The following is a 13869-nucleotide window of genomic DNA, read 5'->3' as shown; positions in this document are numbered from 1 at the left end:
GGTGGGTCCGCCTATCGCGCCATGGTGCGCCGGGCCATCGAGCGCCACAGGTCGTTGCTCGGCCGCATCTGGTCCATCAGCTCCCGCTCCCAGGCGTTCTCCACGGCGACCCCGGCCAGCGCGCAGGCCTGCCGTGCCACGTCGGTGCCGTCGGCGAACTGGTCGCCCCACTCGCCGTCGGAGCCCACCAGCACGATGCGCGCGCCCCGCTTGCCGACGTACTCGATGACCGCCGTCGCGCCGCCGTGTCCGGCGGCGAACGACCGGATGCCGGCGACGAGGCCCTCGGGGGCCTTGCCGGAGGCGATCTGATCAGTCGTCAGCGTTGTATCGGAACCATCTGCCATGTCGGGCAGCGTAAGCAGATGCCGCCACGGATAGGCGAGAACGATGAACCTTTTGTGATGCCAATTACCCGGAGGTTTAAGGAAGACCACAGGCAATTCGACCGAATATGTCCGGATTTTCCGGGGCGAATCAGGCGGCAAATGTTACAGAATTATGACAACGTCCCGAGCGGCGCGGAACGACCCTACAGCAGCGCGTCGAGGGCGACCGCCGCCGCCAGGATCGTGAGGTACGTCGTGGACCAGTGGAAAAGCCGCATCGGCTTCACCGCCTCGCCCCGGGTCGCGCGCCGGCACAACTTGTGCGCCTCGACGATGAACACCGCCCCGACCGCCAGGGCGACCGCGCCGTAGATCGGGCTCATCCCCAGCGGCCAGAGCGCCAGTGAGGAGAGGACGGTGAGCCAGGTGAAGATGATGATCTCGGCGTTGACCCGGCGGGTGGAGGCGACCACCGGCAGCATCGGGATGCCGGCACGGGCGTAGTCCGCCTTGTACTTGATGGCCAGCGCGTAGAAGTGCGGCATCTGCCAGAAGAAGACCACCGCGAAGAGGGCCCACGCGGCCGGGGCGAGCGAACCCGTCACCGCCGCCCAGCCGATCAGCACCGGGGCCGCGCCGCAGGCCCCGCCCCAGAAGGTGTTCTGCGGGGTGGTCCGCTTCAGCCAGAGCGTGTAGACCAGGTCGTAGTAGACGATCGCGGCCAGGGTCAGCCCGGTGGCCAGCCAGTTGGTGAAGGCCGCCATCAGCACCACCGAGACGGCCGCCAGGACGAGCCCGAAGACCAGCGCGTTGCGCGGGGTGACCGTGTGGGTCGGCAGCGGACGGCGCTTCGTGCGCCGCATGACCTGGTCGATGTCCCGGTCGATGTAGCAGTTGATCACGCTCGCCGCGCCGGCCGCGAGGGCACCGCCGACCACCACGACCGCGACCAGCCAGAGCGACGGCAGGCCGTCGGCGGCGAGCATCATCGCCGGGACGGTGGTGACCAGGAGCAGCTCGACGATCCGGGGCTTGGTGAGCGTGACGTACGCCGAGACCACCGCCCGGACGTCCCGCCGCGCACCGGTGCCCTCCGACGTCACCTCCGCCGCCGACCCTGCGGCGGGACTGTTGACGGGGCGCTCGGTGATCATGCTCACGGACGGCCACCTTCCGGCATCGGCAGGAGATCGGCTCGGCGGCGGCCGGTTCGCGGACGCACACACCGAACGACAGCCTACGCGGCGTGATCCGCGCAGCCCGTTCGCCCCGTCAGCCGTGCCCGCCATCACATCTGCGCAGCGTGCCGCAACGCCGGACGGGGCACGGGCGGGTGACCGGGCGACCGGCGACGAAACCGCATGCAGAGATCCCTGGGCGGGGGTTTACCACCGCTCGATAGGGTCATCTCTGAGGGTTCCGCCCATCTGCCGAGGAGCACAACCATCGTGGCTGCCAACCGACCCGAGCACCCAAACCTGACCTGGTCCGACCTCGACCGCCGGGCCGTCGACACGGTCCGCGTGCTGGCCATGGACGCCGTGGAGAAATCCGGCAACGGTCACCCCGGTACGGCGATGAGCCTCGCGCCCGCGGCGTACCTCCTCTTCAACCGGGTGATGCGGCACAACCCGGCCGACCCGAACTGGCCCGGACGGGACCGCTTCGTCCTCTCCGCCGGCCACTCCAGCCTCACCCTCTACATCCAGCTCTTCCTCAGCGGTTACCCGCTCGGCCTGGACGACCTGAAGGCGCTTCGGCAGTGGGGTTCGCTGACGCCCGGCCACCCCGAGCACGGCCACACCCCCGGCGTGGAGACCACCACCGGCCCGCTCGGGCAGGGGCTCGGCAATGCGGTCGGCATGGCGATGGCGGCCCGTCGGGAACGCGGCCTCTTCGACCCGGACGCCGCGCCGGGCACGTCGATCTTCGACCACCACATCTGGTGCATCGCCTCGGACGGCGACATCGAGGAGGGCATCAGCCACGAGGCCAGCGCCCTCGCCGGCCACCAGCAGCTCGGCAACCTCACCCTGATCTACGACGACAACGAGATCTCGATCGAGGACGACACCCGGATCGCCAAGAGCGAGGACGTCGCCGCCCGCTACGAGGCGTACGGCTGGCACGTGCAGACCGTCGACTGGCGGCGCGGCGACGCCGACCAGGGCGACTACCACGAGGACGTCGAGGCGCTGTACGCCGCGCTGCTCGCCGCGAAGGCGGAAGCCGACCGCCCCTCGTTCATCGCGTTGCGCACCATCATCGGCTGGCCCGCGCCGAACAAGCAGAACACCGGCAAGATCCACGGCTCGGCGCTCGGCGCCGACGAGGTCGCCGCCACCAAGAAGCTGCTCGGCTTCGACCCGGAGCGCACCTTCGAGGTGACCGAGAAGGTGCTCGCGCACACCCGGGAGACGCTGACCCGGGGCACGCAGGCGCAGCAGGAGTGGCAGACGGCGTTCGACGGGTGGGCGAAGGCGAATCCGGAGCGCAGGGCGCTCTACGACCGCCTGGCCACCCGTACGCTGCCGCAGGGCTGGGCCGACGCGCTGCCCACCTTCCCGGCGGACGCCAAGGGCGTCGCCACCCGGGCCGCCTCGGGCAAGGTCCTGGAGGCCCTCGCCCCGGTGCTGCCGGAGCTGTGGGGCGGCTCGGCCGACCTGGCGGAGAGCAACAACACCACCATGAAGGGCGAGCCGTCCTTCGTCCCGGCCAGCCACGCCACCAAGGAGTTCCCCGGCCACGAGTACGGCCGCACCCTGCACTTCGGTATCCGTGAGCACGCGATGGGCGCGATCCTCAACGGCATCGCGCTGCACGGCGGCACCCGCCCGTACGGCGGCACTTTCCTGGTGTTCAGCGACTACATGCGTCCCTCGGTGCGGCTCGCCGCGCTGATGAAGCTGCCGGTGGTCTACGTCTGGACGCACGACTCGATCGGCCTCGGCGAGGACGGCCCCACCCACCAGCCGGTGGAGCACCTGACCGCCCTGCGGGCCATCCCCGGCCTGGACGTGGTCCGCCCGGCCGACGCCAACGAGACCGCCTGGGCCTGGCGCGCGGCGCTGGAGCACACCGACCGGCCGACCGCGCTGGCCCTGAGCCGCCAGCCGCTGCCGACCCTGGACCGCTCGACCCTGGCCGGCGCGGAGGGCGTGGCCAAGGGCGGCTACGTGCTGGCCGAGGCGTCCAACGGCAAGCCGCAGGTGATCCTGATCGGCACCGGCTCGGAGGTGCAGCTCTGCCTCACCGCCCGGGAGCGGCTGGAGGAGCAGGGCACCCCCACCCGGGTCGTCTCGATGCCCTGCCAGGAGTGGTTCTACGCGCAGGACGAGGCGTACCGCGAGTCGGTGCTGCCGCGCAGCGTCAAGGCCCGGGTCAGCGTCGAGGCCGGCATCGCCATGTCGTGGCGGGGCGTCGTCGGCGACAGCGGCGAGACGGTCAGCCTGGAGCACTACGGGGCCAGCGCCCCACACTCGGTGCTCTTCGAGCAGTTCGGCTTCACCCCCGACCGGATCGTGGCCGCCGCGCACGCGGCGCAGACCCGGATCGGCGACATCACCGGTTTCACCACCGGCAACTGAGGGGAGCGTGGACGGTATGACTGACAGGTTGAAGGAACTGACCTCCGCCGGCGTGGCGGTCTGGTTGGACGACCTCTCCCGGACCCGGCTCAGCTCCGGCGGGCTGGACCAGCTCCGGCGGGAGAAGCACGTGGCGGGGGTGACCACCAACCCCACCATCTTCGCCAAGGCGCTGAAGGACGCCGACGAGTACGACTGGCAGGTCCGCGACCTGGCCGCCCGGGGTGTGCAGGTCGAGGAGGCCGTGCGCATGCTCACCACGTACGACGTGCGCTGGGCGTGCGACGTGATGCGCCCGTCGTACGACGGCAGCGCGGGCGTGGACGGCCGGGTCTCCATCGAGGTGGACCCCCGGCTGGCCCACGACGCGGAGAAGACCGTCGCCGAGGCCAAGGCCCTCTGGTGGCTGGTCGACCGGCCGAACCTCTTCATCAAGATCCCGGCGACCGAGGCCGGGCTGCCCGCGATCACCGCCACCCTCGCCGAGGGGATCAGCGTCAACGTCACGCTGATCTTCGGGCTGGACCGCTACTCGCAGGTGATGGAGGCCTTCCTCGCCGGCCTGGAGCAGGCGAAGGCGAACGGCCACGACCTGTCGACGATCGGCTCGGTCGCCTCGTTCTTCGTCTCCCGGGTGGACAGCGAGATCGACAAGCGGCTGGAGAAGACCGGTTCCGCCGAGGCCAAGGGGCTGCGCGGCAAGGCCGCCGTGGCGAACGCCCGACTGGCGTACGAGCGCTACTCGGAGGTCTTCTCCTCCGACCGCTGGCGGGCCCTCGCCGACGCCGGGGCGCACCCGCAGCGCCCGCTCTGGGCGTCCACCTCGACGAAGAACCCGGACTACCGGGACGTGATCTACGTCGAGGAGCTGATCGCCCCCGGCACGGTCAACACCATGCCGGAGCCGGTGGTCCACGCGTACGCCGACCACGGCGAGACCCGGGGCGACACGGTCACCGGGGCGTACGACGAGTCGCGGCAGGTCTTCGCCGACCTGGAGTCGGTCGGCGTGGACATGGCCGACGTTATCGCCACCCTGGAACGTGAGGGTGTGGAGAAGTTCGAGGCGAGCTGGCAGGAACTGCTCGACGGGGTCCGGACGTCGCTGGAAGCGGCGCAGCGAGGAGGCAAGGCGTGAGTGACCTGCTGGACGGCCCGGTGGAGGCCGCTGCCGGACTGGCGGTGTACGGCGCGGCGGCGGTGGACGCCGCCGGCGCCACCTCCACCCGGGACGCGCTGGTGCGCTCCGGCGTGCCCGGACGACTGGCGCAGAAGGACGCCACCGTCTGGGGTCCGGACGCCGAGCAGGAGGCCAAGATCCGGCTCGGCTGGGTGGACACCCACCGCCGCAGCCGCGACCTGCTCCCCCAGCTCGCCGAACTGAAGACCGAACTGGGCGACCTGGACCACGTGGTCCTCGCCGGCATGGGCGGCTCCTCGCTGGCCCCCGAGGTGATCGCCCGGACCCTCGGGAAGTCGCTGACCGTGCTGGACACCACCGACCCGGGTCAGGTCCGGGCGGCGCTGGCCGACCGGCTGGAACGGACGGTGGTCGTGGTGGCCAGCAAGTCCGGCTCCACCGTCGAGACCGACAGCCACCGGCGCGCGTACTGGCAGGCGTTCCTCGACGCGGGGATGACCGAGGCCGAGGCCGGGCGGCACTTCGTGGTCGTCACCGACCCGGGCTCCCCGCTGGAGGCCACCGCCGCCGAGATGGGCGCCCACGTGGTGCTCGCCGACCCGGAGGTGGGCGGCCGGTTCTCCGCGCTGACCGCCTTCGGGCTGGTGCCGTCCGCGCTGGCCGGGGTCGACGTCGCCGCGCTGATCGACGAGGCCGAGGCGCTCGCGGAGAGCTTCGGCGGCGAGCGCGACAACCCGGGCCTGGCGCTCGGGGCCGCGCTCGGCGCCGCCGCCACCCAGGGCCGGGACAAGGTCGCCCTGGTCAGTGACGGCACCGGCATCGAGGGGCTCGGCGACTGGGCCGAGCAGCTCGTCGCCGAGTCGACCGGCAAGTCCGGCGTCGGCATCCTGCCGGTGGTGGTGGAGTCGCCGGACAGCCCCGGCGCGACCGGCGACGACGTGCTCACCGTCACCTACGGCGGGGCGCTGCCCGCCGGCGCGGTGCCCGGTGGCGGCGCGCAGCCGCACGTCGCGGTCAACGGCCCGCTCGGGGCGCACTTCCTGACCTGGGAGTACGCCACGGCGGTAGCCGGGGCGGTGCTCGGCATCGACCCGTTCAACCAGCCGAACGTGACCGAGAGCAAGGAGAACACCAACAAGATCCTGGCCGCCGGGCCGGTCGCCGAGTCGCCGTCCTTCACCGACGGTCCGATCGAGGTGTACGCCCCGGCGGGCGCTCCGGGCGACCTGACCGGTGTGCTGCGGTGGCTGACCGACGGGCTGGCCGACGGCGGGTACCTCGCGGTCATGGCGTACCTCGACCGGTTCGCCGACGCCGACGCGGGCGAGCTGCGCCCGCTGCTGGCCCGGGCGGCCGGACGGCCGGTCACCTTCGGCTGGGGGCCGCGCTTCCTGCACTCCACCGGCCAGTACCACAAGGGCGGCCCGCAGGTCGGCAGTTTCCTCCAGATCACCGGGGCGGTCGCCGAGGACCTGCCGGTGCCCGGGAAGCCGTACACGTTCGGCGAGCTCCAGGCCGCCCAGGCCGCCGGGGACCGGCAGGCCCTGGCCGGCCGGAACCGTCCGCTGGTACGGCTGCACCTGACCGACCGGACCGCGGGCGTGGCCCACCTGCTGGACGCGGCCCGACGGCTCCGGACGTGACGATGACCGGAACGGATCCGGCGGACCGAGGAGGCGGCGTGAACCCGCTACGCGACCCGCAGGACCGGCGGCTGCCGAGGATCCCGGAGCCCTGCGCTCTGGTGATCTTCGGCGTCACCGGGGACCTGGCCCGCAAGAAACTGCTGCCGGCGGTCTACGACCTGGCCAACCGGGGGCTGCTGCCCCCGGGCTTCGTGGTCCTCGGCTTCGCCCGCCGGGACTGGGGCGACGGCGACTTCGAGTCGCTGGCCCACGAGGCGGCCAAGAAGCACGCCCGCACCCCGTGGCGGGAGGAGGTGTGGGCGCGACTGGCCGGCAACATCAAGTTCGTCGGCGGGTCGTTCGACGACGACGCGGCGTTCGACCACCTCGCGACCACCCTCGACGAGCTGCGCGCCACCCACGGCATCGCCGGCAACGCCGCCTTCTACTTCTCCATCCCCCCGGCGGCCTTCCCGGTGGTGCTCAAGCAGCTCGCCCGCACCGGCATGGCCGACAACGCCCGCTCCGGTGGTTGGCGGCGGGTCGTGGTCGAGAAGCCGTTCGGGCACGACCTGCCCTCGGCGAAGGAACTCAACGACCTGGTCGACGACGTCTTCACCAGCCAGGACGTCTTCCGGATCGACCACTACCTGGGCAAGGAGACCGTTCAGAACATCCTCGCCCTGCGCTTCGCGAACAACCTGTTCGAGCCGCTGTGGAACTCCCACTACGTCGACTCGGTGCAGATCACCATGGCCGAGGACGTCGGCATCGGCAGCCGGGCGGGATTCTACGACTCCGCCGGCGCGGCCCGGGACGTGCTCCAGAACCACCTGCTGCAACTGCTGGCCCTGGTCGCGATGGAGGAGCCGACCAGCTTCGGCGCCGACGAGATCCGGGCCGAGAAGCTCAAGGTGCTCCGGGCGATCACCCTGCCGGAGGACATCACCGAGGGCACCGTCCGCGGCCAGTACCTGCCCGGCTGGGTCGGTGGGCAGCGGGCGGTCGGCTACCTGGACGAGGAGGGCGTCCCGGCGGACTCCACCACCGAGACGTACGTCGCGGTCCGGCTCGGCATTCAGAACCGCCGCTGGGCGGAGGTGCCGTTCTACATCCGCGCCGGCAAGCGGCTGCCCCGGCGGGTCACCGAGGTGGCCATCATGTTCAAGCGCGCCCCGCACCTGCCGTTCAACGACGCCGACATCGAGATGCTCGGCAACAACCAGCTCGTCATCCGGGTGCAACCGGACGAGGGCGTGGTGTTGAAGTTCGGCTCCAAGGTGCCGGGCACCACCATGGAGGTCCGGGACATCGCCATGGACTTCCAGTACGGCGAGGCGTTCACCGAGGCCAGCCCGGAGGCGTACGAACGGCTGGTGCTGGACGTGCTGATCGGCGACCGCACCCTCTTCCCGGACGCCGCCGAGGTGGAACAGAGCTGGCAGGTGGTGGACCCGCTGGAACGTGCCTGGGCGGGCACCAAGCCGGAGCCGTACCGGGCCGGCGAGTGGGGTCCACGGTCCGCCGACGAGATGCTGGCCCGCGAGGGCCGGGCCTGGAGACGCGCATGATCGGGCTGTGGGACACCACCGGCAACGAGGTGGTCAAGGCGCTCGCCGCCGAGCGGCGCAGCGCGGGCGGGGTGGCCAGCGGCATGGCCCTCACGCTGATCGTGGTGGTCGACGAGAAGCGGGTCCGCGAGGCGGAGGCGGCGGCCACCATCGCCGCTGCCGCGCACCCGTGCCGGCTGCTGGTCGTGGTCCGCTCCGACGTGGAACGGGACCACAACCGGCTGGACGCGGAGATCGTCGTGGGCGGTCGACTCGGCCCGTGCGAGGCGGTGGTCACCCGGATGTACGGCCGGCTCGCGCTGCACGCCGAGTCGGTGGTGATGCCCCTGCTGGTGCCGGACGTGCCGGTGGTGACCTGGTGGCACGACGAACCGCCGGAGGAGATCGCCACCGACTTCCTCGGGGTGGTCGCCGACCGGCGGATCACCGACGCCGCCCAGGCCGCCGATCCGATCGAGGCGCTGCGCCAGCGGGCCCGGGACTACGCCCCGGGCGACACCGACCTGGCCTGGACCCGGATCACCCCGTGGCGCACCCTGGTCGCGGGGGCCTTCGACACCACGCAGGCGGAGGTCACCGAGGCGACCGTGCTGGCCCCCCGGACCGACCCGACGGCGGCGCTGATGTGCGGCTGGCTGGGCAGCCGGCTCGGCATCGAACCGCGCTGGGAGCACGTCGACGGGCAGCCCCGGATGCGTGAGGTGCGGTTGCGCTGCGCCAACGGCGACGAGCTGACCCTGACCCGGGAGGACAGCATGGCGACGTTCCGGCGTACCGGCCAGGCCGACCGGAGCCTGCCGCTGGTGCGCCGGCCCCTCGGCGACGAACTGGCCGAGGAGCTGCGCCGGCTGGACGCCGACCAGATCTACGCCGAGGCCCTCGGGGCGGCGGCGGGGATCTCCGGCCTGGACGACCGTCCCGCCCAGCGGGTGCACGTCTGGAAGGATCCGAGCACCGCGCGCCGCGCCGAGGCGGGCGTCACCGCGCACGCCTCGACGAACGACGCGTCCTGACCGCCCGGTCCGGTTCGCCCGTCACCCTTCCCGGTGACGGGCGAACCGGCGGGGAACCACACGTACACGGGCGGGGCCGCCCGGGCGACGACCAGGTACCGCCGGGCGGGACGCCCGACGGTCGACGAGAAGGCACGAGATGAGTGAGGCGAGTGTCGCCGTACACGCCGACGCCGACCTGCTGGCGCAGGCGGTCGCGGCCCGGCTCCTGGTGCGGCTGCTCGACGCGCAGGCCGACCGGGGCCAGGCGTCGGTGGTGCTGACCGGGGGGCGGATCGCCGCCGCCGTCTACCGGGCGGTGGTGGCCCTGCCGGCCCGCGACGCGGTCGACTGGTCGCGGGTGGACGTCTGGTGGGGCGACGAACGGTTTCTCCCCGCCGGTGACCCGGAGCGCAACGAGACCCAGGCCCGGGCCGCCCTGCTGGACCAGCTTCCCCTCGACCCGGCCCGGATCCATCCGATGCCGGCCTCGGACGGCCCGGTCGGGGCGGACCCGGAGGCGGCGGCGGCCCGGTACGCCGAGGAGCTCGCCGCCTCGGCCCGCCCCGGGCACGCCACCCTGCCCCACTTCGACGTGCTTCTCCTCGGCGTCGGCGAGGACGGCCACGTCGCGTCGGTCTTTCCCGAACATCCGGTGCACTACGAGAGCCGCCCGGTCAGCGCGGTCCGGGGCAGCCCGAAGCCGCCGCCGGTACGCACCACGCTGACCCTGCCCGCGATCAACACCGCCGAGGAGGTGTGGCTGATCGCCAGCGGCTCGGACAAGGCGGCGGCGGTGCACATGGCGCTCGACGGCGCGGGGCCGGTGCAGTTGCCGGCCGCCGGGGTGGCGGGTGTCGGCCGTACCCTCTGGCTGCTCGACCGGGCCGCCGCAGCGGACGTACGCCCCCGCTTCCGTAGCCTGCGCTGAACTCCCGCCCCGGGTGGTTGCAGGGGCCCCTTGCTACCGCTTTTCGCACCGCAAGGTGCCCCTGCAACCACGCGGACGCACGCACGGGTGGCGCGACCGGCGGCCGGGACGGACGAGGCGGCGGGAACAGCGGACGGGAGCAGCGTCGGGGGCGGAAACGGAACCGCGCGCGGCCCGTGGGTACGGGCCGCGCGCGGGTGGTGACGACGGAAGCGTCCGCCTCAGGCGGGAACCGCCAGCTTGAGCCAGAGTCCGAGGCCGATGATGCAGGCGAACCAGACGATGCTCACCAGGACGGTGTAGCGGTCGAGGTTCTTCTCGGCCACGGACGAGCCGGCGAGGCTGGAGCTGACCCCACCGCCGAACATGCTCGACAACCCGCCGCCCTTGCCCCGGTGCAGCAGGATCAGCATGGTGAGCAGGATGCTCGTGATCGTCAGCAACCCGATCAACGTGTATGCGAACCAAGTCGGCATGGCTGGGGTCAGTCCTCTCATTGCGATCCTCGCCCCGCGCGTGTCGGGCGTGCGGCACCGACCGACGGACGGGCGGAGTCAAGGATAGCGAGCGATCAGCGGGTGATGTGCTCCGGGAAGCGGCAGATCTGCGCGAATTCCTCGGCGTCGAGGCTGGCGCCGCCGACGAGCGCGCCGTCCACGTCCGGCTTGGCCATGATCGCGGCGACGTTCGACGCCTTGACCGACCCGCCGTAGAGGACCCGGACCTGGTCCGCGGTCGCCTGGTCGTACAGCTCGGCGAGGCGCTCCCGCACCGCGCCGCACACCTCCTGGGCGTCCTCCGGCGTCGCGGTCTTGCCGGTGCCGATCGCCCAGACCGGCTCGTACGCGATGACGACCTTGGTGACCTGCTCGGCGCTGAGCCCCTTCAGGCCGGCGGTGAGCTGGTCCTGGCAGTGCGCGACGTGCCGCTGCTCGTCCCGCACGTCCAACCCCTCGCCCACGCAGAGGATCGGGGTGATCCCGCTGCCGAGCGCCGCGGTTACCTTGGCGTTGACCAGCGCGTCGTCCTCGTGGTGGTACGCGCGCCGCTCCGAGTGCCCGACCACCACGTACGAGCAGCCGAGCTTCGCCAGCATCGCCCCGGAGATCTCCCCGGTGTACGCCCCCGACTGGTGCGCGGAGAGGTCCTGGGCGCCGTAGCCGATGAGCAGCTTGTCGCCGTCGACCGCGGTCTGCACCGTCCGCAGGTCGGTGAAGGGCGGCAGCACGACGCACTCGACGTCGGTGAGCTGCTTCTCGGTGAGGCTGGCCGCCAGCTTCTGGAGCAGGAGGTTGGCCTCGAAGTGGTTCAGGTTCATCTTCCAGTTGCCGGCCATCAGGGGCCGGCGGGTGACCGCCGCCATCAGTCCTCCAGCGCCGCGATGCCGGGGAGGGTCTTGCCCTCGAGGTATTCCAGCGAGGCGCCCCCGCCGGTGGAGATGTGCCCGAACGAGGACTCGTCGAGCCCGAGCGCCCGCACCGCGGCGGCGGAGTCGCCGCCGCCGACGACGGTGAACGCGTCGGTCTTGGTGATCGCCTCGGCGACCCCCCGGGTGCCGTTGGCGAACGCCGGCATCTCGAACACGCCCATCGGGCCGTTCCAGAAGACCGTCTTCGCACCGGAGAGCGCGGCGGCGAAGCCGGCGACCGTCTCCGGGCCGATGTCCAGCCCGAGCCGGTGGCTCGGGATGCCGTCGGCACGGACGGTGTCGTGCGCGGCGTCCGGGGCGAAAGCGTCCGCCGCCACCACGTCGACCGGGAGCATGATCTTGCCCTCGGACCGCTCCAGCAGGTTGCGGCAGGTCTCGACCATCTCCTCCTCCAGCAGCGAGGTGCCCACCTCGTGGCCCTGGGCCTTGAGGAAGGTGAAGCACATCCCGCCGCCGATGAGCAGCCGGTCGACCTTCGGCAGCAGCGCCTCGATCACCGCGAGCTTGTCGGAGACCTTGGAGCCGCCGAGGACCACCACGTACGGACGCTCCGGCTCGCCGGCAAGCCGGCCGAGCACCTCGACCTCGCGGAGCACGAGGCGGCCGGCAACGTGCGGCAGCCGGGCCGGGACGTCGTACACGCTGGCGTGCTTGCGGTGCACCGCGCCGAACGCGTCGTCCACGTAGGCCTCGCCGAACGCGGCGAGCTGGTCGGCGAAAGCGCCCCGCTCGGCGTCGTCCTTGCTGGTCTCCCCCTTGTTGAAACGGAGGTTCTCCAGCAGCGCGACCTGGCCGTCGGCCAGCGCCTCCACGCATGCCCGGGCCGAGTCGCCGACGGTGTCCTCGGCGAACTGCACCGGCGCGCCGAGCAGCTCACCGAGCCGCCCGGCGACCGGGCGGAGGCTGTACTGCGGGTCCGGCGCGCCCTTCGGGCGGCCCAGGTGCGAGCAGACGACCACCTTCGCGCCGCCCTGCACCAGAGCGCCCAGCGTCGGCAGCACCGCGCGGATGCGGCCGTCGTCAGTGATCTGGCCGGTCTGCTTGTCGAGGGGCACGTTCAGGTCGGCGCGCACCAGCACGCGCCGACCTGAGACCCCCTCGGCGAGCAGGTCGTCGAGGGTACGGATGGTCACAGCGACGAACCCACCAGCTTGACCAGGTCGACCAGGCGGTTCGAGTAGCCCCACTCGTTGTCGTACCAGCCGACGACCTTGACCTGGTTGCCGATGACCTTGGTCAGCGGCGCGTCGAAGATGCAGGAGGCCGGGTCGGTGACGATGTCGGCCGACACGATCGGGTCCTCGTTGTAGACCAGGACGCCCTTGAGCGGACCCTCGGCGGCGGCCTTGATAGCGGCGTTGACCTCGTCGACGGTGGTCTCCCGGCCGACCTCGACGGTCAGGTCGGTGGCGGAGCCGGTCGGGATCGGCACCCGCAGCGCGTACCCGTCGAGCTTGCCCTTGAGGTCGGGCAGGACCAGGCCGATCGCCTTCGCGGCGCCGGTCGAGGTCGGCACGATGTTCAGTGCGGCGGCGCGGGCCCGGCGCAGGTCCGAGTGCGGCGCGTCCTGGAGGTTCTGGTCCTGGGTGTACGCGTGGATCGTGGTCATCAGGCCCTTCTGGATGCCGAAGGTGTCATGCAGGACCTTCGCCATCGGGGCCAGGCAGTTGGTGGTGCAGGAGGCGTTCGAGATGATGGTGTGCTTGGCCGGGTCGTAGTCGCCGTGGTTGACGCCCATGACGACGGTGACGTCCTCGTTCTTCGCCGGGGCGGAGATGATGACCTTCTTGGCCCCACCGTCGACGTGCGCCTTGGCCTTGGTGGCGTCGGTGAAGAAGCCGGTCGACTCGATGACCACGTCCACGCCCAGGTCGCCCCAGGGCAGCTTGCTCGGGTCGCGCTCGGCGAACGCCTTGATGGTCTTGCCGCCGACGGTGATCTCGTCGGCGGTGGCCTTGACCTCGTGCGGGAGCCGGCCGAGGATGCTGTCGTACTTGAGCAGGTGGGCGAGCGTGGCGTTGTCGGTCAGGTCGTTCACGGCGACGACCTCGACGTCCGCGCCGGACGCCAGCACTGCCCGGAAGAAGTTGCGGCCGATACGGCCGAAGCCGTTGATGCCAACCCGGATGGTCACAGGTCCCATCTCCTCGCGTTCTGGTCCGCCGGCGCCAGACTGCGGCCGGCGAGTTGATGTGCGCCGACCGTTGGAGCCGGCCGTTGACAGTTCATCTCGGCCACCCCGCCGCGGTCCTGCGGACCAGACC

12 protein-coding genes are annotated in these 13869 nt (G+C 71.9%); 6 read left to right on the top strand and 6 right to left on the bottom strand.

What is annotated here, in order from left to right; genetic code table 11:
• Positions 1 to 11: 11 nt before the first annotated feature.
• Both GA0070618_RS20230 and GA0070618_RS20225 read right to left on the bottom strand, forming a co-directional pair.
• Positions 12 to 347, bottom strand: a complete 336-nt coding sequence (locus GA0070618_RS20230) for a hypothetical protein (RefSeq protein ID WP_088983042.1) — start codon at positions 345 to 347, stop codon at positions 12 to 14.
• Between the two features lie 185 nt (positions 348 to 532).
• A complete protein-coding gene (locus tag GA0070618_RS20225) occupies positions 533 to 1489 on the bottom strand; it encodes a heme o synthase (RefSeq protein ID WP_088983041.1) in 957 nt (318 codons plus the stop codon).
• Positions 1490 to 1777: 288 nt separating this feature from the next.
• On the opposite strand from GA0070618_RS20225, the gene tkt reads away from it, so the two are divergent.
• From tkt to pgl, 6 genes are all read left to right on the top strand, one after another.
• A complete protein-coding gene (gene tkt / locus GA0070618_RS20220) occupies positions 1778 to 3916 on the top strand; it encodes a transketolase (protein WP_088983040.1) in 2139 nt (712 codons plus the stop codon).
• Positions 3917 to 3932: 16 nt separating this feature from the next.
• Positions 3933 to 5054 carry a transaldolase gene (gene tal / locus GA0070618_RS20215; protein ID WP_088983039.1) on the top strand — a complete coding sequence of 374 codons (1122 nt, stop codon included), beginning with the start codon at positions 3933 to 3935 and terminating at the stop codon, positions 5052 to 5054.
• Positions 5051 to 6700, top strand: coding sequence for a glucose-6-phosphate isomerase (locus GA0070618_RS20210; protein WP_088983038.1), 1650 nt, complete (start codon positions 5051 to 5053; stop codon positions 6698 to 6700). Before tal ends, GA0070618_RS20210 begins: the two co-directional genes overlap by 4 nt.
• Before the next feature lie 2 nt (positions 6701 to 6702).
• Complete coding sequence (gene zwf / locus GA0070618_RS20205) at positions 6703 to 8253, top strand: glucose-6-phosphate dehydrogenase (RefSeq protein ID WP_088983037.1); 1551 nt, start codon at positions 6703 to 6705, stop codon at positions 8251 to 8253.
• On the top strand, positions 8250 to 9266 hold the full coding sequence (locus GA0070618_RS20200) for a glucose-6-phosphate dehydrogenase assembly protein OpcA (protein WP_088983036.1): 1017 nt from the start codon (positions 8250 to 8252) through the stop codon (positions 9264 to 9266). Before zwf ends, GA0070618_RS20200 begins: the two co-directional genes overlap by 4 nt.
• A 139-nt stretch (positions 9267 to 9405) precedes the next feature.
• Complete coding sequence (gene pgl / locus GA0070618_RS20195; RefSeq protein WP_088983035.1) at positions 9406 to 10176, top strand: 6-phosphogluconolactonase; 771 nt, start codon at positions 9406 to 9408, stop codon at positions 10174 to 10176.
• Between the two features lie 221 nt (positions 10177 to 10397).
• On the opposite strand, the gene secG is transcribed toward pgl, so the two are convergent.
• From secG to gap, 4 genes are all read right to left on the bottom strand, one after another.
• A complete protein-coding gene (gene secG, locus GA0070618_RS20190) occupies positions 10398 to 10652 on the bottom strand; it encodes a preprotein translocase subunit SecG (RefSeq protein WP_088983034.1) in 255 nt (84 codons plus the stop codon).
• 95 nt (positions 10653 to 10747) lie between these two features.
• On the bottom strand, positions 10748 to 11539 hold the full coding sequence (tpiA, locus tag GA0070618_RS20185) for a triose-phosphate isomerase (protein ID WP_088983033.1): 792 nt from the start codon (positions 11537 to 11539) through the stop codon (positions 10748 to 10750).
• Positions 11539 to 12738 (bottom strand): phosphoglycerate kinase, encoded by a 1200-nt coding sequence (locus GA0070618_RS20180; RefSeq protein WP_088983032.1) that lies wholly within the window; start codon positions 12736 to 12738, stop codon positions 11539 to 11541. The genes tpiA and GA0070618_RS20180 overlap by 1 nt, the downstream gene beginning before the upstream one ends.
• Positions 12735 to 13739, bottom strand: coding sequence for a type I glyceraldehyde-3-phosphate dehydrogenase (gene gap / locus GA0070618_RS20175; protein ID WP_088983031.1), 1005 nt, complete (start codon positions 13737 to 13739; stop codon positions 12735 to 12737). The genes GA0070618_RS20180 and gap overlap by 4 nt, the downstream gene beginning before the upstream one ends.
• Positions 13740 to 13869 lie beyond the last annotated feature (130 nt).

The organism is Micromonospora echinospora (assembly GCF_900091495.1).
In the GTDB taxonomy this organism is placed as follows: domain Bacteria; phylum Actinomycetota; class Actinomycetes; order Mycobacteriales; family Micromonosporaceae; genus Micromonospora; species Micromonospora echinospora.
This window is presented reverse-complemented; position numbering and strand designations above follow the sequence as displayed.